This is a genomic window from Ramlibacter sp. G4-7 (assembly GCF_057784995.1).
On the sequence record NZ_JBYNTT010000006.1, the window covers coordinates 243,140 to 267,337 of the forward strand.

Consider the following 24,198-nt stretch of genomic DNA (forward strand, 5'->3'; position numbering starts at 1 on the left):
AGCCGCCGGACGTCTCGCCCCGCCTCAGGCCAGCTGGGCATGCATTTCCTGGACGGAAATGACGTCCAGGTTCTCCATGGACTTCATGCCCTCCACGGCGGCCTCGGCTCCCGCGATGGTCGTGAAGGTCGCCGTCACGCGGGCGGCCAGCGCCGAGGTGCGGATGGCCCGCGAGTCGGCGATGGCGTTGCGGCGTTCTTCCACCGTGTTCACCACCATCACGATCTCGTTGTTCTTGATCATGTCGACCACGTGCGGCCGCCCTTCGGTGACCTTGTTGACCGTCTCGCAGGGAATGCCGGCGGCGGTGATCGCGGCGGCCGTGCCCTTGGTGGCGATCAGCGGGAAGCCCATGGCGTGGAGCTGGCGCGCCACTTCCACCGCGCGCGGCTTGTCGCTGTTCTTCACCGTCAGGAACACCTTGCCGGTGGACTTGCCCTCGGCATCCTGCGGCTTGGGCAGCTTGGTGCCGGCGCCCATCTGGCTCTTCACGAAGGCCTCGCCGAAGGTCTTGCCCACCCCCATCACCTCGCCGGTGGACTTCATCTCGGGGCCGAGGATGGTGTCGACGCCCGGGAACTTCACGAAGGGGAACACGGCTTCCTTGACGCTGAAGTACGGCGGGGTCACTTCCTTCGTGATGCCCTGCTCCTGCAGCGTCCTGCCGACCATGCAGCGTGCGGCCACCTTGGCCAGCTGGATGCCGGTCGCCTTGGACACGTAGGGCACGGTGCGCGACGCACGCGGGTTGACTTCCAGCACGAAGATCACGTCCTGGCCGTCCTTCTCCTGGATGGCGAACTGCACGTTCATCAGGCCGACGACCTTCAGGGCCTTGGCCATGGCCGCGGTCTGGCGCTTCAGTTCGTCCACCGTCGCCTGGGACAGCGAGTACGGCGGCAGCGAGCACGCGGAGTCGCCCGAGTGCACCCCGGCCTGCTCGATGTGCTCCATCACGCCGCCGATGAAGACGCGCCCGGCACTGTCGGCGATGCAGTCCACGTCGCACTCGACCGCGTCGTTCAGGAAGCGGTCCAGCAGCACGGGGGAGTCGTTGGACACCTTCACCGCCTCGCGCATGTAGCGCTCGAGGTCGCGCTGCTCGTGCACGATCTCCATGGCGCGGCCCCCCAGCACGTAGCTGGGACGCACGACCAGCGGATAGCCCAGGGCCTCGGCCTTCTGCAGCGCCTCGGGCTCGGTCCGTGCGGTGGCATTGGGCGGCTGGCGCAGGCCCAGCTGCACCAGCAGCTGCTGGAAGCGCTCGCGGTCCTCGGCGGCGTCGATCATGTCGGGCGAGGTGCCGATGATCGGCACGCCTTCGCGTTCCAGCCCGAGCGCCAGCTTCAGCGGCGTCTGGCCGCCGTACTGCACGATCACGCCGGTGGGCTTCTCCTTGTCCACGATCTCCAGCACGTCTTCCAACGTCAGCGGCTCGAAGTACAGGCGGTCGGAGGTGTCGTAGTCGGTGGAGACCGTCTCGGGGTTGCAGTTGACCATGATGGTCTCGTAGCCGTCCTCGCGCAGGGCGAGCGCGGCGTGCACGCAGCAGTAGTCGAACTCGATGCCCTGACCGATGCGGTTGGGACCGCCGCCCAGCACGATGATCTTCTTGCGGTCGGTCGGCTCGGCCTCGCACTCGTCCTCGTAGGTCGAGTACATGTAGGCGGTGTTGGTCGCGAATTCCGCCGCACACGTATCGACCCGCTTGTACACCGGACGCACGTTCAGCGCCTTGCGGCGCTCGCGCACCGCCTTGTCGGTGGTCTTGAGCAGCTTGGCCAGGCGGCGGTCGGAGAAGCCCTTGCGCTTGAGTGCGCGCAGGGTGGGCGCGTCGATCGCGTCCAGGGCGGCAGCGCCCTTGCCTTCCACCAGCTTGTCCAGGTCGAGCTCGATCTTCACGATCTCCTCGATCTGCACCAGGAACCACTTGTCGATCTTCGTGAGGTCGTACACCTCGTCGACCGACAGGCCCATGCCGAAGGCGTCGCCCACGTACCAGATGCGCTCGGGACCGGGCTCGCCCAGTTCCTTTTCCAGCACTTCGCGGTCGGTGGTCTTCTGGTTCAGGCCATCGACGCCGACTTCCAGGCCGCGCAGGGCCTTCTGGAAGGACTCCTGGAAGGTGCGGCCCATGGCCATCACCTCGCCCACGGACTTCATCTGCGTGGTCAGGCGGTCGTTGGCGTCCTTGAATTTCTCGAAGGCGAAACGCGGGATCTTGGTCACCACGTAGTCGATCGAGGGCTCGAACGAGGCCGGCGTGGCGCCGCCGGTGATGTCGTTGCGCAGTTCATCGAGCGTGTAGCCCACGGCCAGCTTGGCGGCGACCTTGGCGATCGGAAAGCCGGTGGCCTTGGAGGCCAGCGCCGAGGAGCGCGACACGCGCGGATTCATCTCGATGACGATCATGCGACCGTCCTTGGGGTTGATCGAGAACTGCACGTTCGACCCGCCCGTGTCCACGCCGATCTCGCGCAGCACCGCCAGCGAGGCGTCGCGCATGATCTGGTATTCCTTGTCGGTCAGGGTCTGCGCGGGGGCCACGGTGATCGAGTCGCCCGTGTGCACGCCCATCGGGTCCAGGTTTTCGATGGAGCAGACGATGATGCAGTTGTCCTTCTTGTCGCGGACCACTTCCATCTCGAACTCCTTCCAGCCCAGGAGCGACTCCTCGATCAGCAGTTCGCTGGTGGGCGAGGCTTCCAGGCCGCGCTTGCAGATCGTCTCGAATTCTTCCGGGTTGTAGGCGATGCCGCCGCCGGTGCCGCCGAGGGTGAAGCTGGGGCGGATCACGGTGGGAAAGCCCACCGCCTTCTGCACTTCCCAGGCTTCTTCCATCGAATGGGCGATCCCGGAACGCGCGGAGCCGAGGCCGATGCGGGTCATCGCCTCCTTGAACTTCAGGCGGTCTTCCGCCTTGTCGATCGCTTCGGGGGTCGCGCCGATCAGCTCGCACTTGTACTTGTGCAGCACGCCGTTGCGCCACAGGTCCAGCGCGCAGTTCAGCGCGGTCTGGCCGCCCATGGTGGGAAGGATCGCGTCCGGGCGCTCCTTGGCGATGATCTTCTCCACCGTCTGCCAGGTGATCGGCTCGATGTAGGTGACGTCGGCGGTGGCCGGGTCCGTCATGATCGTCGCCGGGTTGGAGTTGATCAGGATGACCTTGTAGCCCTCCTCGCGCAGCGCCTTGCAGGCTTGCACGCCGGAGTAGTCGAACTCGCAGGCCTGGCCGATGATGATCGGGCCGGCGCCGATGATGAGGATGCTCTTGATGTCTTGGCGCTTGGGCATGATTACTTCTTCTTCTCGTCCATCAGGCCGGTGAAGCGGTCGAAGAGATAGCCGATGTCGTGCGGACCCGGCGAGGCTTCCGGGTGTCCCTGGAAGCAGAAGGCCGGCTTGTCGGTGCGCGCGAGTCCCTGCAGCGTGCCGTCGAACAGCGAAACGTGCGTGGCCCGCAGGTTCGCCGGCAGCGTCTTCTCGTCCACCGCGAAACCGTGGTTCTGGCTGGTGATGCTCACGCGGCCGGTGTCCAGGTCCTTCACCGGATGGTTGGCGCCGTGGTGGCCGAACTTCATCTTGAAGGTCTTCGCGCCGGAGGCGAGCGCCAGGATCTGGTGGCCCAGGCAGATGCCGAACGTGGGGTAGCCCTCTTCGATCAGCTCACGGGTCGCTTCGATCGCGTAATCGCAAGGCTCGGGGTCGCCGGGCCCGTTGGAGAGGAACACGCCATCGGGCTTGAGCTTCTTCACCTGCGCCGCGGGCGTCTTCGCCGGCACCACGGTGACCTTGCAGCCGCGCTCGGCCAGCATGCGCAGGATGTTCATCTTCACGCCGTAGTCGAAAGCCACGACGTGGTATTTCGCGTTCTCCAGATGGCCGTAGCCGGCGCCCAGCTGCCACTCGGTCTGTTCCCAGTCGTAGGGCTTGTCCACGGTCACTTCCCTGGCGAGGTCCAGGCCCGCCATGGACTTCTCGGCGCGCGCCTTGGCTACCGCTTCGTCCACCGCAGCCGGCGTGGCTTCCTGGCCCTGCTTCAGGCCCAGGATGCAGCCGTTCTGCGCGCCCTTGGTGCGCAGCAGGCGCGTGAGCTTGCGGGTGTCGATGTTCGCGATGGCGACGGTCTTCTCGCGCTGCAGGTACTGCTGCAGGCTCATGTCGGCACGGAAGCTGGAGGCTATGAGCGGCAGGTCGCGGATGACCAGCCCGGCGGCGTACACCTTGCTCGCCTCGACGTCCTCGGCGTTGACGCCGTAGTTGCCGATATGCGGATAGGTGAGCGTGACGATCTGGTGGGCGTAGCTCGGGTCCGTCAGGATTTCCTGGTAACCGGTGAGCGCCGTGTTGAACACGACCTCGCCGGTGGTGGCGCCGGGGGCACCGACCGAGCTGCCGATAAAGACCGTGCCGTCTGCGAGCGCCAGGATGGCGGGCGGGAAAGCTCCCTGAAGCGACGAAAGCACTGGGTTCTCCGTGGATGCGGGTACGCCCTAGACGCGACCGAAAGCACGGCTCTCGATGTTGCTTTTGTCGGGGGAGTGGCTGGATGCGCTAGGCGTACGCAGGGGTTTGCGGGAAAGCCGCTGATTATAGCGCGAGCCCCCACCGCTGCCGGTGCAGGGTCACTGCCTCCTCCTGCAGCTGCGGCGCCCGCTGTAACATGCGCGCGCAGACCCGCCAGGCGTACACTTGGGCCTTCGCTGATTCGGCTTCCCGTAGTGCCTCAAGCCGATGGGTCCCCAGCCCGCTCAGGTTGCCTCTGCACCGCCATCCGAGGTGCAGCCATGCGTCTTTCCCCCATCGTCACTTCGTCTTCGTCCACCGGGCGCCAGCGCTCGCGGGTCGCGGCCACGCTGCCCGGGCGGCCCCGCCTTGCCGATTTCCTGCGCAGACATGCGAGCGAAATCCTGCTCGCCTGGGACGAATTCGCGGCCACCGTCAGCCACGAGGGCAAGGCGCTGGACGCGGCGACACTGCGCGACCACGCCGCCGAGATCCTCAGCACCATCGCCGCCGATCTCGCCCGGCCGCAGTCCCCGGCGCAGCAGGACGCCAAGGGCAAGGGGCAGGCTCCCCGCAGCAGGTTTGCGACACCGGCGGAGACGCACGCCGATTTCCGCATGCACGCCGGGTTTGCCGTCGACGCCATGATCACCGAATACCGCGCGCTGCGGGCGAGCGTGCTGAAGATCTGGGCCGCGCAGGGCGGAGGCGCCACGCCCCAGGACCTGACGGACCTCACCCGTTTCAACGAAGCCATCGACCAGGCCATCGCCGAATCGGTGGGCAGGTATACGCGGCAGACCAAGACCGCCACCGACCTGTTCATCGGCGTGCTCGGCCACGATATCCGCAACCCCCTGGGCACCATCGTGATGAGCGTCGAATACCTGGTGCGCTCCGGGCAGCTCGCGGCCATGACGGCCGCGCCCATCAAGAATGCCGCCGTTCGCATCGGCGGCATCATCGAGCAGGTCGTCGACTTCACCCGCGCCCAGGCCGACGGCGCGATGCCGATCCTGCGCTTGCCCGGCAACCTGGCCGATCAACTGGCCAAGGTGGTGCAGGAGACGCAGGTGCGGCACCCCTCGAGGACGCTGCGGCTGGAAGGCTCCGGCGATTTCGACGGCAGCTGGGACGAGGGCCGCGTCGGCCAGCTCCTGTCCAACCTGCTCGGAAACGCCCTGCTCTATGGCTCGCGCGAGGCCGAAATCACGGTGCGGATGTGGGCGGCGCCGGACGGCGTCTGCTTTTCCGTGCACAACGACGGCCAGCCCATCGCCCCGGAGGACCAGGAGCGGATCTTCGAACCGATGGAGCGCGGCCGCCAGGGGGAGGACGGGCAGCGGCGGCACAGCAGCGGGCTCGGCCTGGGCCTGTACATCTGCCGCGAGATCGTGCGCGCGCACGGCGGCACCCTGCAGCTGGAGTCCACGCAAGCGGCGGGAACGACCTTCACCGTTTCGCTGCCGCGTGCCGCGGCCGGCGAAGGCGAAGTCAAGGACAAAGGTAAAGGCACAGCAGCATGAGCGACCCGGCACAGCGCAACGAGTGGGCGAAACACATGAAGGACGAAGCACGCGCCATCGCGCGGCAGCAAGCGTCGGCGGGGGCGTCGCACGGCCCGGTGGAGGGGCCCCTTCCCTACAGCCACGACAACATGGCGGTCGCCGTCCGCGCAGCGGTCGACGCGGAGCGGGAACGCTGCGCGAAGGTCGCGGCATCGTTCGCCAGCGATGCGCAACTCCTGATGGTGCTGGGCGACGTGCCCGGAGAGCAGCGCGCCGCCGGCGCCGCAGTGGCGCGCCGCATCGCGCAAGCGCTCGGCGGACCGGCGACTGACCAGCAGTCCTAGGTCGGCCCGCGGAACGCCGCCGCCGCGCTCGCGTGCAGGCAGATCGCCGCCGCGGCCGCCACGTTGAGCGACTCTTCGCCGCCCGGCTGCACGATCCGCACGAAGGCCGAAGCCTTCCCCGCCAGCGCCGCGCTCACGCCCTGGCCCTCGTGCCCCAGCACCCACGCACACGGCCAGGGAAGTTTCGCCAGGTGCAGGTATTCGCCCTGGTGCGAACTGGTCGCCAGCAGCGGAACCTTCAGCGCTTCGAGCTGCGGGGGCGCCAGGGCTTCGACCAGCCGCAGCCCGAAGTGCGCCCCCATGCCCGCGCGCAGCACCTTGGGACTCCACAGCGCCACCGTGCCCTTGATCGCCAGCACCTGGCGGAAGCCGAAGGCGCCCGCGCTGCGCAGGATGGTGCCGACGTTGCCGGCGTCCTGCAGGCCATCCAGGACGACCGTGGACGCGTCGGGGTCCAGCTCCTGCGCCGCCGGCAGCGGCAGCACGAAGCCCATCCGCCCTGGCGATTCCAGCGCGCTGATGGTGTCGAACAGCGCGTCCTCGATCACCACCGTCTTGCCGCCGGCGGCTGACCACTCATGGCCGACGCGGTCGTACCAGGACGCCTGGAACACGGCCAGGGTCGGCCGCTGGCCGCGCTGCAGCGCCGCGCGGCAGAGATGGTCTCCCTCCAGCCAGATGCGGCCCTGCTTGCGGTAGGCGCTGCTGTCCTGCGCGAGCTTGCGCAGGTCCTTCAGCAGCGGGTTGTCGCGCGAATGGACGAACTGGGGCCCGGTTTCGGTCACTGCACCTGGACCGAGATGGTGGCGCCCTCTTCCGTCGCGAACTGCGCCGCGACGGGCGCGAAATGCCTGCGGTGGTGGATGCAGGGCCCGTGCAGGCGCAATGCTTCCAGGTGCTCGGGCGTGCTGTAGCCCTTGTGGGCGGCGAAGCCGTACTGCGGAAACTGGTCGTGCAGTTCGGCGAGCATGCGGTCCCGCGTCACCTTGGCGATGATGGAGGCCGCCGAGATGGACTTGACCTTCGCGTCGCCGCCGACGATCGCCTCCGAGAGGACGTCCAGCTTGGGCAGGCGGTTGCCGTCCACCAGCACCTTCACCGGCTTCAGGCGCAGGCCTTCCACGGCGCGCCGCATGGCCAGCATGGTCGCGTGGAAAATGTTCAGGTCGTCGATCTCCTGCACGCTGGCCGAGCCGACGGAGCAGCACAAGGCCTTCTCGCGGATCTTGTCGTACAGGCGGTCGCGCGTCAGGGCCGTGAGGATCTTGGAGTCCGCCAGGCCCAGGATGCGCCTGGAATCGTCCAGGATCACCGCAGCGGCGACCACCGGGCCGGCCAGCGGCCCGCGGCCCGCCTCGTCCACGCCGGCCCGCAAGCCGACCGGATCCCAGTCCAGGCGGTTCTGGCGGCTAGCGGGAGAGGACTTTTTCGATGGCATCGGTGGCGAGGGTCGCGGTATCGCGCTGGAGCAGGACGTGCATGTTCCTGAATTTCTCCTGCACGGCCCGCATTCTCTCAGGCGCATCGAGCCAATCCGCAAGCGCCCCGCGGAGCAACTCGGGTTTTGCGTTGGACTGCAGCAACTCCGGCACGACGAATTCGCCGGCCAGGATGTTCGGCAGTCCCACCCAGGGCTGCAGGTGCCGCGGCTTCATCAGCGCGTACGTGAGCCAGTGGGTTGCATACGAGATGACCATGGGACGCTTGAAAAGCGCCGCCTCCAGCGTCGCCGTCCCGCTGGCCACCAGCGCGACGTCGCAGGCGGCGAGCGCGGCATGCGACTGCCCCGTGACGATGGTGAGGTGCCGCGGCCCCGGGCCCGACCGGGCGATGGCGCTGATCCTGGACTGCTGCGCCGGCACGGCGGGCAGCACGAACCAGGCTTGCGGGCGCTGTTTCTGCAGCAGCGCGGCCGCGGCCAGGAAGCGGCCCGTCATCGCCTCGACCTCGGAGCCGCGGCTTCCCGGCAGCAGGGCGATGACTTCCCCCTGCGCCGGCAAGCCGAGGGCCCGACGCGCCGCAGCCCGGTCCGGCTCCATGGGGATGACGTTGGCCAGCGGATGGCCGACGTAGGTGGCGGGCACGCCGTGCCTGGCGAGCAGCTCGGGCTCGAAGGGAAAGATGCACAGCACGTGGTCGCAGGCGCGCTGCAGCTTCTTCACGCGCTTCGCGCGCCAGGCCCAGATCGAGGGGCAGACGAAGTGAACGGTGCGGATGCCGCGGGCGCGCAGCTGCGCCTCCAGCCCCAGGTTGAAGTCGGGCGCATCGACGCCGATGAAGACGTCGGGGCGGTCCTTGAGCAGCCGCTCGCGCAAGGCATCGCGGATGCCCAGGATCTCGCGCAGGTGGCGCAGCACCTCCACGTAGCCGCTGACCGAGAGCTTGTGCGACGGCCACCAGGCCTCAAAGCCCTGCGCCGCCATCTGCGGCCCGCCGATGCCGGCGGACTGCAGCTGCGGCCAGCGCTGGCGCATGCCTTGCAGGAACAGGCCGCCCAGCAGGTCGCCCGAAGCTTCGCCCGCGACCAGCGCGGCGCGCGGAGCACTCCCGGCCATGTCCTAGCGCGCGATGCCGCGGGTGGCGGCGTCGAGAAAGCGGACCATGCGCGCGATGTCCTCGGCCGCCTCGGGCGTGGACTGCGCCAGGGCGGCAATGGCGGCGCGGGCGTCGTCCAGCGTCCGGTTCTCGCGGTACAGCAGCTTGTGCATCTGCTTGACGGCGGCGATCCGTTCGGCGCTGAAGTCGCGCCGGCGCAGTCCGACGACGTTCACCCCGCGCACGGCCAGCGGGTTGCCGTCCACCAGCATGAAGGGCGGCACGTCCTGCGACACGGCGCTCTGGAAGCCGAGCATGGCGTGGGCGCCCACCTTGACGAACTGGTGGATGCCCGTGAGGCCGCCTACCGTCACCCAGTCGCCCACTTCCACGTGGCCGGCCATCGTGGCGTTGTTGGCCAGCGTGGTGTTGCTGCCGACGATGCAGTCGTGCGCAACGTGCACGTAGGCCATGATCCAGTTGTCGTCGCCGATGGTGGTGCGGCCCTTGTCCTGGACCGTGCCGACCTGCAGCGTCGTGAACTCGCGGATGGTGTTGCGGTCGCCGATCACCAGCTCGGTGGGCTCACCCTGGTACTTCTTGTCCTGGTTGGCGGCGCCTATGGAAGCGAACTGGAAGATGCGGTTGTCGCGGCCCAGCGTCGTGTGGCCCTCGAGCACCACGTGGCCGGCGATCGTCGTGCCGGCCCCCACCTTCACGTGCGGGCCGACCAGCGTGTACGGCCCGACGGTGACGCTGCCATCCAGCTCCGCTTTCGGATCGACGATTGCGGTCGGGTGGATCTTTGCCATGCGCTCAAGCGACCGTCCGCATGGTGCACATCAGCTCGGCTTCGCAAGCGATCTCCTCGCCCACGCGCGCGGTGCCCTTGAACTTGTAGATGCCTGCCTTGTGGCGAATGATTTCCACGTCCATGATCAGCTGGTCGCCCGGCTCCACCGGGCGCTTGAAGCGCGCGCCGTCGATGCCGGCGAAGTAGATGACGGAATTCGCGTCGCGCCCGCCCGCGTCGCCGGCGAAGGCCAGCAGGCCGGCCGTCTGCGCCATGGCTTCGAGCATCAGCACGCCCGGCATCACGGGCCGGTGCGGGAAGTGGCCCCCGAAGAAGGGCTCGTTGATGGTGACGTTCTTCAGCGCCTTGATCGACTTGCCGGGGTCGACCGACAGCACCCGGTCCACCAGCAGGAACGGATAGCGGTGCGGCAGCTTCTTCAGGATCTGGTGGATGTCCATGGACGGGTTCACAGTTTCTTTTCCAGCGCCTTGAGGCGCTCGCGCAAGGTGTACAGCTGCTTGAGGGTGGCTGCGTTCTTCTCCCAGGACGCATTGTCGTCGATGGGGAAGATGCCGGTGTAGAGGCCGGGCTTGCCGATGGAGCGCGCGACGAAGGAGCCGGCCGAGATGCTCACCTTGTCGGCGATGGTGAGGTGGCCCAGGATCATGGCGGCGCCGCCGATCATGCAGTGCGCACCGATGGTGGCGCTGCCCGCGATGCCGGTGCAGCCGGAGATCACGGTGTGCCGGCCGATGCGGCAGTTGTGCCCGATCTGCACGAGGTTGTCGATCTTGACGCCCTCTTCCACGACCGTGTCGGCGAGGGCGCCGCGGTCGATGCAGGTGTTGGCGCCGATCTCCACGTCGTCGCCGATGCGCACCGCGCCGAGCTGCTCGATCTTCACGAACCCCTGGGGCGAGGGCGCGAAGCCGAAGCCGTCGGCCCCGATCACCACGCCCGGATGCAGCACGCAGCGCTCGCCGACGCTGCAGTCCTCGGCCACGTGCACGCGCGCCTTGAGCACGGTTCCCGCGCCTATGCGCGCGCCGCGCTCCACCACGCAGTGCGGGCCGATGCGCACGCCTTCGCCCAGCACCGCTTCGGGATCGATCACCGCGCTGGGATGGATGGGCGCGGGCTCGGGCCGGGCATGGGCACGCTTCCACAGCTGGGTCGCGCGGGCGAAGTAAAGATAAGGATCTTCCGTGACGATGCAGGCGCCGCGGGCGAGCGCGGCGTCGCGCATCGCCGGCGCCACGATGACGCAGCCCGCGCCGGAGGCCTGGAGCTGCGGCTGGTAGCGCGGGTTGCTGAGGAAGCTCAGGTGGCGGGGCCCGGCCGACTCGAGCGGGGCGAGCCCCTCGATGGCCAGGCTGGCGTCCCCGTGCAGTTCGCCGCCGAGGGCCGCCACGATCTCGCCGAGCTGCAGCGCCATGTGCGCGCCCGGACTCACCGGGCGGTGTTGAGAGCCTTGATCACCTTGTCGGTGATGTCGTGCTTGGGGTTGATGTAGACGGCTTCCTGCAGGATCAGGTCGTACTTCTCCTGCTCGGCGACCTGGCGCACCACGCGGTTGGCGCGGTCGAGGACCTGCTGAAGCTCCTCGTTCTTGCGCGCATTGAGGTCCTCCTGGAACTCGCGGCGCTTGCGCTGGAACTCGCGGTCCTGGTCGATCAGCTGCTTTTGCCGCTGGGCGCGCTGCGACTCGGGCAGCGTCGGGCCCTCGCGTTCGAAACGCTCGGAGGCCGTCTTGAGGCCGGCGCCGAGGTCGTTCAGTTCCTTTTCGCGGCGCGAGAACTCCTGTTCCAGCTTGGCCTGCGCCGCCTTGGCGGAGTTGGCCTCGCGGAAGATCCGGTCGGTGTTGACGAAGCCCACGCGGAATTCATCCGCCCGCACCTGGGCGCCGAACGCCAGTGCACCCAGCAGGACCAGCAGCCATGGACGGGTCAGATACTTCATCAGAACGATGTCCCGATCTGGAATTGGAATTTCTGGATTCTATCGCCAGGCTGCGTTCGCACCGGCTGGGCATAGGCGATGCGCAGGGGGCCGATCGGGGACAGCCAGGACAGCCCCAGGCCGGCGGAGGCGCGCAGCTCGCTCGCCGTCAACTTCTCGTTCTCGCCGAACACGTTGCCCACGTCGATGAAGGCGAACATGCGCAGCGTGCGGTCGTTGCCCGCCCCCGGGAAGGGCGTGAGCACCTCCGCGTTCAGCGTGATCTTGCGCGGGCCGCCGATGGAGGCGCCGGTGACGTCGCGCGGGCCCAGGGTCCCCTGCTCGAAGCCGCGGACCGACCCGAGGCCGCCCGAATAGAAGTTCTTGAAGACCGGGAAGGGCTGTCCACTGAGCCCCTTGCCCCAGCCGAGCTCGCCGTTGAAGGCCAGGGTGTAGGCCTTGCTCAGGGGCACGTACTGCTGGTACTGGTAGTTGCCGCGCAGGTACCGGGCATCGCCCGCCACGCCCCACTCGCCCGACAAGCGCTGGAAGCGCCCGCTGGTGGGCACCAGCGTGCTGTCCCGGTCGTCGCGCGACCAGCCGATGGTCAGGGGCAGCGTGTTGCTCTTGGCGCCGAACTGCGCGGCATAGGCCAGGTAGGCCGCCGGGATGTTCGTTCCCTCGACGATCTCGGTGCGTTCCAGGCCGGCCCCGAAGAACACGGTGTCCTTCTCGCTGAAGGGAACACCGAAGCGCAACCCCAGGCCGGAGGTGACCAGCCGGTAGTCACCGCCCTGGTTCTCGTAGGGACGCGAAGACCGGTGGTAGAGGTCGAAAGTGCGCGAGATGCCGTCCGGGGTGAAGTACGGGTTGACCGTGTTGAACGCGATCGTCTTGTTGTACTTGCTGGTGTTGACCTCGACGGCCAGGTAGTTGCCCGTGCCGAAGGCGTTCTCCTGCTTGACGGCGAAGGACAGGCCCAGCTTTTCCGCGCTGGAGAAGCCCGCGCCCAGCTGCAGGCTGCCGGTCGGGCGCTCCTGCACGTTGATGTTCAGGTCGACCTGGTCCGGCGCGCCCGGCACGTCGCTGGTCTCGATGCCTACTTCCTTGAAGAAGCCCAGGCGGTCCACGCGGTCGCGCGAGAGCTTGATCTTCTCGGCGTCGTACCAGCTCGACTCGAACTGGCGGAACTCGCGGCGGATCACTTCGTCGCGCGTGCGGTTGTTGCCGGCGATGTTGATGCGGCGCACGTAGGCGCGGCGCGAGGGGTCCGCGACCAGCACGAACGCCACGCGGTTGTTGGCCCGGTCGATCTCCGGCCGCGCCTCGACCTGGGCGAAGGCGTAGCCGAAGTTGCCGAAGTAGTCGGTGAAGGCCTTGGTGGTTTCGGTGACCTGGTCCGCGTTGTAGGGCTCGCCCGGCTTGATCTTCACCAGGGACTTGAACTCCTCGTCCTTGGCCAGGTAGTCGCCTTCCAGCCGCACCCCCGAGACGACGTAGCGGTCGCCCTCGGTGATGTTGATGGTGATGCTGATGTCCTGCTTGTCCGGCGAGATCGCCACCTGCGTGGAGTCGATGCGGAACTCGAGGAAGCCGCGCTGCAGGTAGAAGGAGCGCAGCGCCTCCAGGTCGGCATTGAGCTTGGTGCGCGAATAGCGGTCGGACTTGGTGTACCAGGTCAGCCAGCCGCCGGTGCTCAGGTCCATCAGGCCCTTGAGCTGCGATGCGCTGAAGGAGCGGTTGCCCACGAAGGTGATGTCGTGGATCTTGGTCGGATCGCCTTCGGTCACGGTGAACGTGAGGTTCACGCGGTTGCGCTCGATCGGCGTGACCGTGGTCACCACCTCCGCGCCGTACAGGCTGCGGTTGATGTACTGGCGCTTGAGTTCCTGCTCGGCGCGGTCGGCCAGCGCCTGGTCGAAGGGGCGGCCCTCGGTCAGGCCGATGTCGCGCAGGGCCTTCTTCAGCGTGTCCTTGTCGAATTCCTTGGTGCCGGAGAAGTCGACGTCCGCCACCGTGGGCCGCTCTTCGACGACGATGATCAGCACGTCGCCCTGGGTCTCCAGGCGCACGTCCTTGAACAGGCCCAATGCGAACAGGGCCCGGATCGCGGCCGAGCCCTTGTCATCGGTGTACTGGTCGCCGACGCGAAACGGCAGCGAGCCGAAGATCGTGCCGGGCTCCACCCGCTGCAGGCCCTCGACCCGGATGTCGCGCACCGTGAAGGGGTCGACGGCCCAGGCGTTCGCGGCGAATGCGAGGGCCGCGACAGCCGAGACGGTGCGCACGCGGAAGCGCTTGAAATGTTTCTTCATTGATTCTGGAAAGGCGCCGGCGGGACGGATGCCGTCACCGCGGGGCGGCAGCTGCCATCTTGTTGTCTAACCAAAGAGCCGGGCGACGTCGTTGAACAGGGCGATCGACATCATGACCAGCAGCACCGCCACGCCACCGCGCTGAAGGCGCTCCATCCAGGCGTCGGAGACGCTCCTGCCCGTGACGGCCTCCCAAAGATAATACATCAGGTGTCCACCGTCCAAGACCGGCAGCGGCAGCAGGTTCAGCACGCCGAGGCTCACGCTGATCAAGGCGAGGAACAGCAGGTATTGCGTGAGGCCGAGGCTCGCGGATTTGCCCGCGTAATCGGCGATGGTGAGCGGGCCGCTCAAGTTCTTCACCGAGGCCTCGCCGATCACCATGCGCCCCATCATCTTGAGCGTCAGGGCGGACACCTCCCAGGTGCGGACCGCGCCGTTCCACAGGCCGTCGAGCGGGCCGTAGCGCACCGTCACCATGGCCGGCGGGACGCCCACGTAGGCGGAGATGCGGCCCACGCCGACCCCGCCGGCGGGGTCGGCCACGAAGTCGGGCGTCACCGGCACCTGCAGGCGCTGTCCCGCGCGGTCGATGTCCCAGGTGGAGGCCACGCCGCGGCCGCCCTGCACCTTGGCGCGGATCAGGTCCCGCAGCTGCTGCGCGTCGCCCACTTCCTTGCCGTCCACGCGCAGGACGGTGTCGCCCTTGCGCAGGCCCGCGCGTTCGGCGGCGCCGCCGCCCATGATCTCGCCCAGCACCGGCGGGCTCCACGGCGCGACGATGCCGACCTTGCGCATCAGCTGCGCATCCGCGTCCCTCGCGTCCAGCCGGGACAGCGGCAGCAGCACCTCGCCGCCGCGGCTGGCGCCGTCACGCGCGAGCACCAGGCGCAGGTCGCGGCCATCGAGCGCGCCGCGCGTGAGCAGCCAGCGCAGCTCCTCGAACGAGCGCAGCGGCTGCGCCTCGTCCCCCTCGAAGGCGGCGGACTGCACGCGCTCGCCGCCGCGCAGGCCGGCCTCCGCGGCGATGGAGCCGGCGACGGGCGAGCCCAGCACGGGCTGCGGTTCTTCCACGCCCATCCAGTTGACCGCCGCATAGAGCAGGATCGCCAGCAGCAGGTTCGCGATCGGCCCGGCGGCCACGATCGCGGCGCGGGACTTCAGGGGCTGGGTGTTGAAGGCGCGCTCGCGCTCCGCGGCATCCACCGGCCCTTCGCGTTCGTCCAGCATCTTCACGTAGCCTCCCAGCGGGAAGGCGCCGATGACGAACTCGGTGTCCTGGCCGGGACGGGGACGCCGCGGCTTCCAGCGGTACAGGACCTTGCCGAAGCCGATGGAGAAGCGCAGGACCTCGACGTCGCAGGCGACCGCGACGCGGTAGTGGCCGTACTCGTGGACGGCGATCAGCAAGCCCAGGGCAACGATGAAGGCGACGACGGTGAGCATGGGTTTCCCTCCTCCGTCAGGCCGCCAGCCTCCGGATCGCGTGGTCCGCCTCGCGGCGGGCCGCGGCGTCCAGCGCCAGCAGGTCCTGCAGGGATTGCGGCTTGGAAGGGACCACCCCTTCCAAAGTTGCAAGGTTTACCGAGTGGATCTGGTCGAAGCGGATGCGGCGCTCCAGGAAGGCCGCCACCGCCATCTCGTTGGCGGCATTGAGCACCGCGGTGGTTCCCGGCGCCGCGGCCAGCGCGTCCCACGCGAGCTGCAGCCCGGGGAAGCGCGCGCGGTGCCCGCGGCTGTCCAGCGATTCGAAACTCATGTCGGCCAGCGTGCCGAAGTCCAGCGGCTGCGCGCCGGAGGCGACCCGCTCCGGCCAGGCGAGGCCGAACGCGATCGGCACGCGCATGTCGGGGGTGCCCAGCTGCGCCACCACGGAGGTGTCGCGGTACTGCACCATCGAATGGACGACGCTTTGCGGATGGATCACCACCTGCAGCCGTTCGGGTGGCAGGCCGAACAGGTAGCGCGCCTCGATCACCTCCAGCGCCTTGTTCATCATGGTGGCCGAGTCGACCGAGATCTTGCGCCCCATCACCCAGTTCGGATGGGCGCAGGCCTGCTCCGGCGTCACCTCGCGCAGGGTGGCGGGTTCGCGGGTGCGGAAGGGCCCGCCGGAGGCCGTGAGGATGATCTTCTCCACGCGCGCGTCCCACGTCGCCGCGTCTTCGGGCAGCGACTGGAAGATGGCCGAATGCTCGCTGTCGATGGGCAGCAGGCGCGCCCCGCCCTGCCGCACCGCGGCCATGAACAGCTCGCCGCCGACCACCAGCGCCTCCTTGTTCGCCAGCAGCAGCTTCTTGCCCGCGCGGGCCGCGGCGATGCACGACGACAGCCCGGCGGCACCGACGATGGACGCCATCACGGTGTCCACCTGCTCGTGGCCGGCGACCGTGTCGAGGGCGGAGGCGCCCCAGAGCACGCGCGTCTTCAATCCGCTGGACTCGATGCGGGCGGCAAGCGCACGGCCCGCGTCCTCCTGCGCCATCACGGCGAAGGCCGGGCGGAACTGCAGGCACTGCTGCAGCATGGTGTCCACTTGCGAAGCGGCGCTGAGCGCGAACACCTCGAAGCGCTCCGGATGGCGGGCGGCCACGTCCAGCGTGTTGGCCCCGATCGAACCGGTGGACCCGAGGACGGCGAGTCGCTGCTTCATCGCGAGGCCAGGGCGGTGGCCAGGGTGGCCAGCATCATCGCCAGGGGCAGCGTCGGCAGCAGGGCATCGACCCGGTCCAGCACGCCGCCGTGCCCGGGCAGGAGCTGGCTCGAATCCTTGATGCCGGCGCTGCGCTTGACCAGCGATTCGGCGAGGTCGCCGACGACGCTCATGGCGCCCAGGAAGACCGCGGCGAGCACCAGCACCAGCCAGTTCAGCGACGCGAGCCGGGAGTACAGGGACGGCACCGCGGCGTGCGCGGCCTGGTCGGCCAGCGTCCAGGCGATGGCCAGCACCACCACGCCGGCCATGCCGCCCCACACGCCTTCCCAGCTTTTCTTCGGGCTGATGACCGGGGCCAGCTTGCGCTGCGTGAAGCGGCCGCCGAAGGCGCGGCCGGCGAAGTAGGCAAAGATGTCCGCCACCCACACCAGCACCAGGATGGACAGCAGGAAGTTGACGCCGATGACGCGGGCCTGCGCCATCGCCAGCCAGGCGAGCACCAGGGCCAGCACGCCGCCCACCACGCGCACCCCGCGCGGAATGCGCGGCCACCCGTCCACGCCGCCCTTGACCAGCGCGGCACCGGCGAGCACCCACAGCGCGCCCACCACCAGCCACAGCATGACCGATGGGTTCTGCGGCCACCCCAGCGCCCAGGTCCCGGCGCACAGCGCCAGCGTGATCACGCCGAGCGCGACGTTCAGCCCCTGCGACAGGCCATTGAGGCGTCCCCACTCCCAGCCGCCGGCGGCGATCAGGACCAGGGTGATGCCCAGGAAGGGCTCCGGCGTGTGCCAGAACAGCGCCGGCAGCAGGATGGCCAGCAGGACGATGGCGGTGATGACGCGCTGCTTGAGCATCGCGTGCCTCAGGCCGCCTTGCGGCCCGAGTCCTTGGCCTGCGCGCCGACCTGCTCGGACGTCTTGCCGAAGCGGCGCTCGCGCTGGCTGTACTCGGCGATCGCCGCGTCCACGGCGGCGGCATCGAACTCCGGCCAGAGCTTGTCGGTGAAGTACAGCTCGCTGTAGGCGCCCTGCCAGAGCAGGAAGTTGCTGATGCGCAGTTCCCCGCCCGTGCGGATCACGAGGTCCGGGTCCGGCACGTGCGCCAGCGCCATGGCGCGGTCCAGGGCCTGTTCGGTGATGGGCTCGCCGCGCGCGGCGAGCTGCGCCGCGGCCTGGGCGATGTCCCAGCGCCCGCCGTAGTTGAAGCAGATGTTCAGCACCAGCCGCTCGTTGCCGGCCGTGCTCGCCTCGGCCTGCGCCAGGCCGGTGCGCACCTTTTCCGACAAGGCCCGGCGCTCGCCCACGAAGTGGATGCGCACGCCCTCGGCCTGCAGCTGCGGCACCTCGCGCGCGAGCGCGGCGGCCAGCAGCTCCATCAGCCCCGAGACCTCCTCGGCCGGACGGTTCCAGTTCTCGGAGGAAAAGGCGAAGACGGTGAGCACCTTCACGCCGATGTCGCCGCAATGGCGCACGCATGCGCGCAAGGCGTCGACGCCCTTCTTGTGCCCGGCGACCCGGGGCAGGAAGCGTTTGGTGGCCCAGCGGCCGTTGCCATCCATGACGATGGCGATGTGATGCGGGACGGCGCGCGGCTTCTTGCTGGTCATGCGGACATGGAGGTCAGACCTCCATGATCTCCTTTTCCTTGGCGGCGACGAGCGAATCGATCTCGTTGATGTGCTTGTCGGTCGCCTTCTGCACGTCGCCTTCGGCGCGCTTGTGGTCGTCTTCGGTCGCGACCTTGTCCTTGACCAGCTTCTTCACGTGCTCGTTGGCGTCGCGGCGCAGGTTGCGGATCGCGATCTTGGCGTTCTCGCCTTCGTGCCGGACCAGCTTGGTCATCTCCTTGCGGCGCTCCTCCGACATCGGCGGCATCGGCACGCGGATCAGGTCGCCCATGGACGCGGGGTTGAGGCCCAGGTCGCTGTCGCGGATGGCCTTCTCGATCTTGGCACCCAGCCCTTTTTCCCAGGGCTGCACGGAGATCGTGCGCGCGTCGAGCAGCGAGACGTTGGCCACCTGCGAGATCGGAACCGAGGAGCCGTAGTAGTCGACGTGCACGGTGTCCAGCAGGCCCGGGTTGGCGCGGCCGGTGCGGATCTTGGACAAGGTGGTCTTGAACGCGGCGATGGTCTGGTCCATCTTGACTTGCGTCGTCTGCTTGATTTCGGGGATCGTTGCCATTTCTGTCGTCTCCTCTCTTGCGCCGATCAGGCGTACACCAGGGTGCCCTCGTCCTCGCCGAGCACCACCCGCTTGAGCGCGCCGTGCTTGAAGATCGAGAACACCTTGATCGGCAGCTTCTGGTCACGGCACAGAGCGAAGGCGGTCGCATCCAGGATGCCCAGGTTCTTCGCCATGGCCTCGTCGAAGCTGATGCGGGAATAGCGTTCCGCGGAAGGGTCCTTCTGCGGGTCGGCGGAGTACACGCCGTCCACCTTGGTCGCCTTGAGCACCATCTCGGCGCCGATCTCCGCGCCGCGCAAGGCGGCGGCGGTGTCGGTGGTGAAGAAGGGGTTGCCGGTACCGGCGGCGAAGATCACGACCTTGCCCTCTTCCAGGTACTGCAGCGCCTTGGGCCGGATGTAGGGCTCGACCACCTGCTCGATGTTGATGGCCGACATCACGCGCGACACCAGGCCCTGCTTGTTCATCGCGTCGGACAGCGCCAGCGCGTTCATCACGGTGGCCAGCATGCCCATGTAGTCGGCGGTCGCCCGGTCCATGCCGACCGAGCCGCCGGCGACGCCGCGGAAGATGTTGCCGCCGCCGATGACCACCGCGACCTGCACGCCCATGTTCACCACTTCGGCGACCTCCTGCACCATCCGCACGATGGTCGCGCGGTTGATGCCGAAGGCGTCGTCGCCCATCAGGGCCTCCCCGGACAGCTTGAGCAGGATGCGCTTGTGGGCTGGCTGGGCGGGCATGGGAACGGGTCTCCTTGGAACTTCGGTGAGTGTAACGGGGCGGATCGGCCGACGGCCTCCGGGAGGGCTCTCCCGGACGCCGTAGGTCGGCCTCAGGCGGCCTGCTTGGCGGCGGCGACCTGGGCCGCCACTTCGGCGGCGAAGTCGTCGGCCTTCTTCTCGATGCCCTCGCCCACCACGTACAGGGTGAAGCCCTTCACCTGGGTGTTGGCGGCCTTGAGCATGGCCTCGACCGTCTGCTTGTCGTTCTTCACGAACGCCTGGTTCAGCAGCGAGACTTCCTTGAGGTACTTCTGGACGGAGCCCTCGATCATCTTGGCGGCAATGTCGGCCGGCTTGCCGGATTCGGCGGCCTTGGCGGTGGCGACGTTGCGTTCCTTCTCGATCAGGTCGGCGGGCACGTCGGCCGACGACAGCGCCACCGGCTTCATCGCGGCCACGTGCATCGCCACGTCCTTGGCGGCGACCTCGTCGCCCGTGTACTCGACCACCACGCCGATGCGCGTGCCGTGCAGGTAGCTCACCAGCTTGTTGCCGCCTTCGAAGCGCTTGAAGCGGCGGAAGCTCATGTTCTCGCCGATCTTGCCGATCAGGCCCTTGCGCACGTCTTCCAGGGTCGGGCCGAAGCCGTCCTGGCTGTACGCCAGCGCGCCCAGCGCGGCGACGTCCGCCGGCTTGTTCTTGGCGATCAGTTCGGCGGCGGCACGGGCCATCGCCAGGAAGCTGTCGTTCTTGGTGACGAAGTCGGTTTCGCAGTTGACTTCGACCAGGGCGCCGGTGGTGCCTTCGATCGAAGCGGCGACGACGCCTTCGGCGGTCACGCGGGAGCCGGCCTTGGCGGCCTTGCCGCCCAGCTTCACGCGCAGGATTTCCTCGGCCTTGTCCATGTCGCCGGCGGCCTCGGTCAGGGCCCTCTTGCACTCCATCATCGGGGCGTCGGTCTTGGCGCGCAGTTCGGCGACCATGCTTGCGGTGATTGCAGCCATCTTTTCCTCTATCGGTGTCTGTTCAGTTGGATCTTCTTGTGCAAAGGGGGCCCGAAAGCCCCCTCTGTCGCGGCTCGGGGCCGGAAGATCAGGAGGCAGCGCCTTCCTTGACCTCGACGAACTCGTCGCTGCCCTCGGCGACGGCGCGCTGCACGTCGTTGACGGCGTTGTTCTTGCCCTCGAGGATGGCGTCAGCCATGCCGCGCACGTACAGCGTCACGGCCTTGGCGGAGTCGTCGTTGCCCGGGATCACGTAGTCGATGCCCTCGGGCGAGTGGTTGGAGTCCACCACGGCGATGATCGGGATGCCCAGCTTCTGGGCCTCGGCGACGGCGATCTTGTGGTAGCCCACGTCGACGATGAACAGCGCGTCTGGCAGGGTGTTCATGTCCTGGATGCCGCCGATGTCCTTCTCCAGCTTGTCCAGCTCGCGCTGGAACATCAGCTGTTCCTTCTTCGACATGGCCTCGAGGCCGCCTTCCTGCTGGGCCTTCATGTCCTTCAGGCGCTTGAGCGAGGTCTTCACGGTCTTGAAGTTCGTCAGCATGCCGCCCAGCCAGCGCTGGTTCACGAAGGGCATGCCGGCACGGCCGGCTTCCGACGAGACCAGCTCGCGCGCCTGGCGCTTGGTGCCCACCATCAGGATGGTGCCGCGGTTGGCGGCGAGTTGCCGGGCGAACTTGGTCGCCTCCTCGAACATCGGCAACGTCTTTTCGAGGTTGATGATGTGGATCTTGTTGCGATGGCCGAAGATGAACGGGGCCATCTTGGGGTTCCAGAAGCGCGTCTGGTGTCCGAAATGGACACCGGCTTCCAGCATTTCACGCATGGATACGGTCATTGGGGAGCTCCGAAGGTTGGGTCTAGAATCCCGGCCTGAATCGCAACGGTTCGTTTGCGACACCTCGAGGGGCGGGATCCGCGATTTGTCTTGCCGACAACGTGCACCGCAACTGCGCGTGCCGCCCGCAAAACCGCGAGATTCTAGCACAGGCCCCTCTCCGCCACCCCTGCCTCATCCATGCCGCTCCCCGACCTCCACAGCACCCGAGAGCGCATCCGCGCGGGACAGGCCAGCGCCGTCGACGCCATTGCCGCCGCCGAGGCGGCAGCAAGTGCGCCCGCCGCCCGCCACACCTTCCTGAAGACCCGCTTCGACGCGGCCCGCACCGAGGCGCAGCGCGTCGCGCCCGCCACGGAACTGGCAGGCCTGCCGGTGTCGGTGAAGGACCTGTTCGACTGCGCCGGCGAGGTCACCACCGCGGGCTCGGTGGCCCTGAAGCACGCAAAGCCGGCTGCGTCCGACGCCCTGTCCGTGGCCCGCCTGCGCGCCGCCGGCGGGGTGGTCGTGGGCCGGACCAACATGAGCGAGTTCGCCTTCTCCGGCGTCGGCATCAATCCGCACCACGGCACCCCCGCCAACCCCTGCGACGCCGGCACGCCCCGCATTCCCGGCGGCTCCAGCTCCGGCGGCGCCGTGTCGGTGGCCAACGGATCCGCCCTCCTCGCCCTGGGCTCGGACACGGGCGGCTCGATCCGCATCCCCGCGGCCCTCTGCGGCATCGTGGGGTTCAAGAACACCGCGCGCCTGACGCCCTTGCAAGGGGCTTATCCGCTGTCCGCCACCCTCGATACGGTGTGCGCCATGACGCTCTCGGTGCGCGACGCGATCCTGGCGCACGAGATCCTGGCCGGCCGCCGGGTCGCGCGCAGCGACAAGCCCTTGTCCGCCTGCCGGCTGGCGATCGCGCGCACGCAGATGCTCGACGGCCTGGACGACACCGTCGCCCGCGCTTTCGAGCGCGCGGTCGGGGTCCTGCGCGCCGCGGGTGCGCACGTCGAGGAGATTGCGCTCACGCAGATCCAGGACCTGGGCAGCCTCCAGGCCACCGGGGGCTTCGCGGCGGCCGAGAGCTACGCCTGGCACCGGCAGCTGCTGGCCCAGGAAGGCAGCCACTACGACCCCCGCGTGCGCGTGCGCATCGAGCGCGGCGGCCACATGAAGGCCTGGGAATACATCGACCTGCAGCAGGCGCGCAGCGCCTGGATCGCCGAAGTCGAAGAGGCCCTGGCCGGCTACGACGCGGTGCTGTCTCCCACCGTGCCCATGGTGGCCCCTGCCATCGCGGACATCGCCCCCGGCGCCGAACGCGACGAGGCCTTCTTCCGCACCAACGCGCTCCTGCTGCGCAACACCAGCGTCGTCAACATGCTCGATGGATGCGCGCTGTCGCTGCCTTGCCACGCTCCGGGCGAATTGCCCGTGGGCCTGATGGCGTGGCACGGCGCGATGCGCGACGATACGGTCCTGAACCTCTCCCTGCAGATCGAACATCTGCTGTCTTCCGCCCTCCCGAACTGATGAAAATCGCCATCGTGGGCGCCGGCATCATCGGCGTGACCACAGCGTACGAGCTGACCGCCGACGGCCATGAGGTGACCGTGTTCGAACGACACGGCGCCGCCGCGCTCGAAACGAGCTTTGCCAACGCCGGCGTGGTCGCCCCCGGCTACGTCACCCCCTGGGCCGCGCCCGGCATGACGGGCAAGGTGGCCCGCTACCTGTTCAGCCGCCATGCGCCGGTGCGCCTGTGCTGGCCCCTCGCCGCGCACGAAGTGCGCTGGATGATGCGCTGGCGCCGCGCGTGCGAGCTCGACACCTACCTCGCCAACCGCGCGCGGCTGCAGCGCCTGGCCTTCTACAGCCGCGCCCGGCTCGACCGCCTGACCGAGGACCTGCAGCTCGAATACGACCGCTCGCAGGGCTACATGGTGCTGCTGCGCTCCGACAAGGACCGCAAGATGGTGCAGGCGGGCCTGCAGGTGCTGCGCGACGCGGGCGTGAAGTTCCAGGAGGTCGACGCCGAGAAGGCACGCAGCCTGGAGCCGGCGCTGAACCCGGACACCGATTTCGCCGGCGCGATCCACCTCCCCGAGGACCAGGTGGGCAACTGCCGCCAGTTCGCCCTGCTGCTGAAGAACCAGACCCAGGCGATGGGCGCCCGTTTCGAGTTCAACTGCTCGGTCGCGCCGCTGGACACCGCCCAGCCCACGGTGCTGCGCATCACGCGCGGCGGCGATGCGGTTCCCGCGGCGCAGCGCTTCGATGCGGTGGTGGTGTGCAGCGGCATGGCGTCGGCCTCGCTGCTGCGCCCGGTGGGCCTGCACATTCCACTGGCCGCCGTGCATGGCTACTCGATCAGCGCGCCCATCCGCGAGCCGCTGAACGCGCCGCGCAGCGGCGTGATGGACGACCGCTACAAGGTGGCGATCTCGCGCCTGGGCAACCGGGTGCGCGTCGCCGGCAGCGCCGAGATCGGCGGCGAGCCGAGCCACAAGCGGCCGGGCGCGATCCAGACCCTCTACAAGGTGCTGCACGACTGGTTCCCGGGCGCCGCGCAGCTGGCCAACACGGGGGCGGCCGTGCAGGAGTGGAAGGGCGCGCGCCCCATGCTGCCGGACGGCCCGCCCGTGCTGGGCGCCACCGGCATCCCCGGCGTCTGGATCAACATCGGCCACGGCTCCAGCGGCTGGGCACTGGCCTGCGGCAGCGCGCGCGCCGTCGCGGACCTGATGGGCGCCAAGGCGCCGGAGGTGGACCTCGAGGGCCTGGGCGTGGAGCGCCTCGCCACCTAGGGTGGCGGCGCCGGCAGGGGAGCGCAGCGAAGCCCACCACTTC

The 24,198-nt window shown here is 68.6% G+C and carries 22 protein-coding genes; 4 read left to right on the forward strand and 18 right to left on the reverse strand.

Annotation, left to right across the window (positions count from 1 at the left end; translation table 11 throughout):
- Positions 1 to 24 precede the first annotated feature (24 nt).
- A complete protein-coding gene (gene carB, locus AC3EGR_RS10765; RefSeq protein WP_488546469.1) occupies positions 25 to 3,294 on the reverse strand; it encodes a carbamoyl-phosphate synthase large subunit in 3,270 nt (1,089 codons plus the stop codon).
- Between the two features lie 2 nt (positions 3,295 to 3,296).
- A complete protein-coding gene (carA, locus tag AC3EGR_RS10770) occupies positions 3,297 to 4,466 on the reverse strand; it encodes a glutamine-hydrolyzing carbamoyl-phosphate synthase small subunit (RefSeq protein ID WP_488546470.1) in 1,170 nt (389 codons plus the stop codon).
- 321 nt (positions 4,467 to 4,787) lie between these two features.
- Between carA and AC3EGR_RS10775 the strand changes: the two genes are divergently transcribed.
- Both AC3EGR_RS10775 and AC3EGR_RS10780 read left to right on the forward strand, forming a co-directional pair.
- On the forward strand, positions 4,788 to 6,032 hold the full coding sequence (locus tag AC3EGR_RS10775; protein WP_488546471.1) for an ATP-binding protein: 1,245 nt from the start codon (positions 4,788 to 4,790) through the stop codon (positions 6,030 to 6,032).
- Positions 6,029 to 6,358 carry a hypothetical protein gene (locus AC3EGR_RS10780; protein ID WP_488546472.1) on the forward strand — a complete coding sequence of 110 codons (330 nt, stop codon included), beginning with the start codon at positions 6,029 to 6,031 and terminating at the stop codon, positions 6,356 to 6,358. The genes AC3EGR_RS10775 and AC3EGR_RS10780 overlap by 4 nt, the downstream gene beginning before the upstream one ends.
- Here AC3EGR_RS10780 and AC3EGR_RS10785 read toward each other — a convergent pair.
- From AC3EGR_RS10785 to rpsB, 16 genes are all read right to left on the reverse strand, one after another.
- Positions 6,355 to 7,143, reverse strand: a complete 789-nt coding sequence (locus tag AC3EGR_RS10785; RefSeq protein ID WP_488546473.1) for a TrmH family RNA methyltransferase — start codon at positions 7,141 to 7,143, stop codon at positions 6,355 to 6,357. The genes AC3EGR_RS10780 and AC3EGR_RS10785 overlap by 4 nt on opposite strands.
- Positions 7,140 to 7,796, reverse strand: a complete 657-nt coding sequence (gene rnhB, locus AC3EGR_RS10790; RefSeq protein WP_488546474.1) for a ribonuclease HII — start codon at positions 7,794 to 7,796, stop codon at positions 7,140 to 7,142. Before rnhB ends, AC3EGR_RS10785 begins: the two co-directional genes overlap by 4 nt.
- Positions 7,768 to 8,913 carry a lipid-A-disaccharide synthase gene (gene lpxB / locus AC3EGR_RS10795; RefSeq protein WP_488546475.1) on the reverse strand — a complete coding sequence of 382 codons (1,146 nt, stop codon included), beginning with the start codon at positions 8,911 to 8,913 and terminating at the stop codon, positions 7,768 to 7,770. The genes rnhB and lpxB overlap by 29 nt, the downstream gene beginning before the upstream one ends.
- Positions 8,914 to 8,916: 3 nt before the next feature.
- The gene (gene lpxA, locus AC3EGR_RS10800; protein WP_488546476.1) at positions 8,917 to 9,705 is read right to left on the reverse strand and encodes an acyl-ACP--UDP-N-acetylglucosamine O-acyltransferase; all 789 of its coding nucleotides are present in this window, start codon (positions 9,703 to 9,705) and stop codon (positions 8,917 to 8,919) included.
- A gap of 4 nt (positions 9,706 to 9,709) precedes the next feature.
- Positions 9,710 to 10,147, reverse strand: a complete 438-nt coding sequence (gene fabZ / locus AC3EGR_RS10805; protein WP_488546477.1) for a 3-hydroxyacyl-ACP dehydratase FabZ — start codon at positions 10,145 to 10,147, stop codon at positions 9,710 to 9,712.
- An 8-nt stretch (positions 10,148 to 10,155) separates the two neighbouring features.
- A complete protein-coding gene (lpxD, locus tag AC3EGR_RS10810) occupies positions 10,156 to 11,124 on the reverse strand; it encodes a UDP-3-O-(3-hydroxymyristoyl)glucosamine N-acyltransferase (protein WP_488546478.1) in 969 nt (322 codons plus the stop codon).
- Between the two features lie 14 nt (positions 11,125 to 11,138).
- Positions 11,139 to 11,648 (reverse strand): OmpH/Skp family outer membrane protein, encoded by a 510-nt coding sequence (locus AC3EGR_RS10815; protein WP_488546479.1) that lies wholly within the window; start codon positions 11,646 to 11,648, stop codon positions 11,139 to 11,141.
- Positions 11,648 to 13,942: an outer membrane protein assembly factor BamA gene (gene bamA, locus AC3EGR_RS10820; RefSeq protein WP_488546480.1), complete on the reverse strand. Its 2,295-nt coding sequence runs from the start codon at positions 13,940 to 13,942 to the stop codon at positions 11,648 to 11,650. The genes AC3EGR_RS10815 and bamA overlap by 1 nt, the downstream gene beginning before the upstream one ends.
- A 66-nt stretch (positions 13,943 to 14,008) precedes the next feature.
- Positions 14,009 to 15,388 carry an RIP metalloprotease RseP gene (gene rseP, locus AC3EGR_RS10825; protein ID WP_488546481.1) on the reverse strand — a complete coding sequence of 460 codons (1,380 nt, stop codon included), beginning with the start codon at positions 15,386 to 15,388 and terminating at the stop codon, positions 14,009 to 14,011.
- A 16-nt stretch (positions 15,389 to 15,404) separates the two neighbouring features.
- Positions 15,405 to 16,595 carry a 1-deoxy-D-xylulose-5-phosphate reductoisomerase gene (ispC, locus tag AC3EGR_RS10830; RefSeq protein WP_488546482.1) on the reverse strand — a complete coding sequence of 397 codons (1,191 nt, stop codon included), beginning with the start codon at positions 16,593 to 16,595 and terminating at the stop codon, positions 15,405 to 15,407.
- A complete protein-coding gene (locus tag AC3EGR_RS10835; RefSeq protein ID WP_488546483.1) occupies positions 16,592 to 17,458 on the reverse strand; it encodes a phosphatidate cytidylyltransferase in 867 nt (288 codons plus the stop codon). The genes ispC and AC3EGR_RS10835 overlap by 4 nt, the downstream gene beginning before the upstream one ends.
- 8 nt (positions 17,459 to 17,466) lie before the next feature.
- Complete coding sequence (gene uppS, locus AC3EGR_RS10840) at positions 17,467 to 18,210, reverse strand: polyprenyl diphosphate synthase (protein ID WP_488546484.1); 744 nt, start codon at positions 18,208 to 18,210, stop codon at positions 17,467 to 17,469.
- Between the two features lie 13 nt (positions 18,211 to 18,223).
- Positions 18,224 to 18,787, reverse strand: a complete 564-nt coding sequence (frr, locus tag AC3EGR_RS10845) for a ribosome recycling factor (protein WP_488546485.1) — start codon at positions 18,785 to 18,787, stop codon at positions 18,224 to 18,226.
- A gap of 26 nt (positions 18,788 to 18,813) precedes the next feature.
- Positions 18,814 to 19,533: a UMP kinase gene (gene pyrH / locus AC3EGR_RS10850; protein WP_488546486.1), complete on the reverse strand. Its 720-nt coding sequence runs from the start codon at positions 19,531 to 19,533 to the stop codon at positions 18,814 to 18,816.
- Between the two features lie 92 nt (positions 19,534 to 19,625).
- Positions 19,626 to 20,519, reverse strand: a complete 894-nt coding sequence (gene tsf / locus AC3EGR_RS10855) for a translation elongation factor Ts (protein WP_488546487.1) — start codon at positions 20,517 to 20,519, stop codon at positions 19,626 to 19,628.
- A gap of 88 nt (positions 20,520 to 20,607) precedes the next feature.
- Positions 20,608 to 21,360, reverse strand: a complete 753-nt coding sequence (gene rpsB / locus AC3EGR_RS10860; RefSeq protein ID WP_488546488.1) for a 30S ribosomal protein S2 — start codon at positions 21,358 to 21,360, stop codon at positions 20,608 to 20,610.
- 180 nt (positions 21,361 to 21,540) lie between these two features.
- Between rpsB and AC3EGR_RS10865 the strand changes: the two genes are divergently transcribed.
- Entirely contained in the window at positions 21,541 to 22,881 is a 1,341-nt protein-coding gene (locus tag AC3EGR_RS10865; protein ID WP_488546489.1) for an amidase, read from the forward strand.
- On the forward strand, positions 22,881 to 24,155 hold the full coding sequence (locus AC3EGR_RS10870; protein ID WP_488546490.1) for a D-amino acid dehydrogenase: 1,275 nt from the start codon (positions 22,881 to 22,883) through the stop codon (positions 24,153 to 24,155). Before AC3EGR_RS10865 ends, AC3EGR_RS10870 begins: the two co-directional genes overlap by 1 nt.
- Positions 24,156 to 24,198 lie beyond the last annotated feature (43 nt).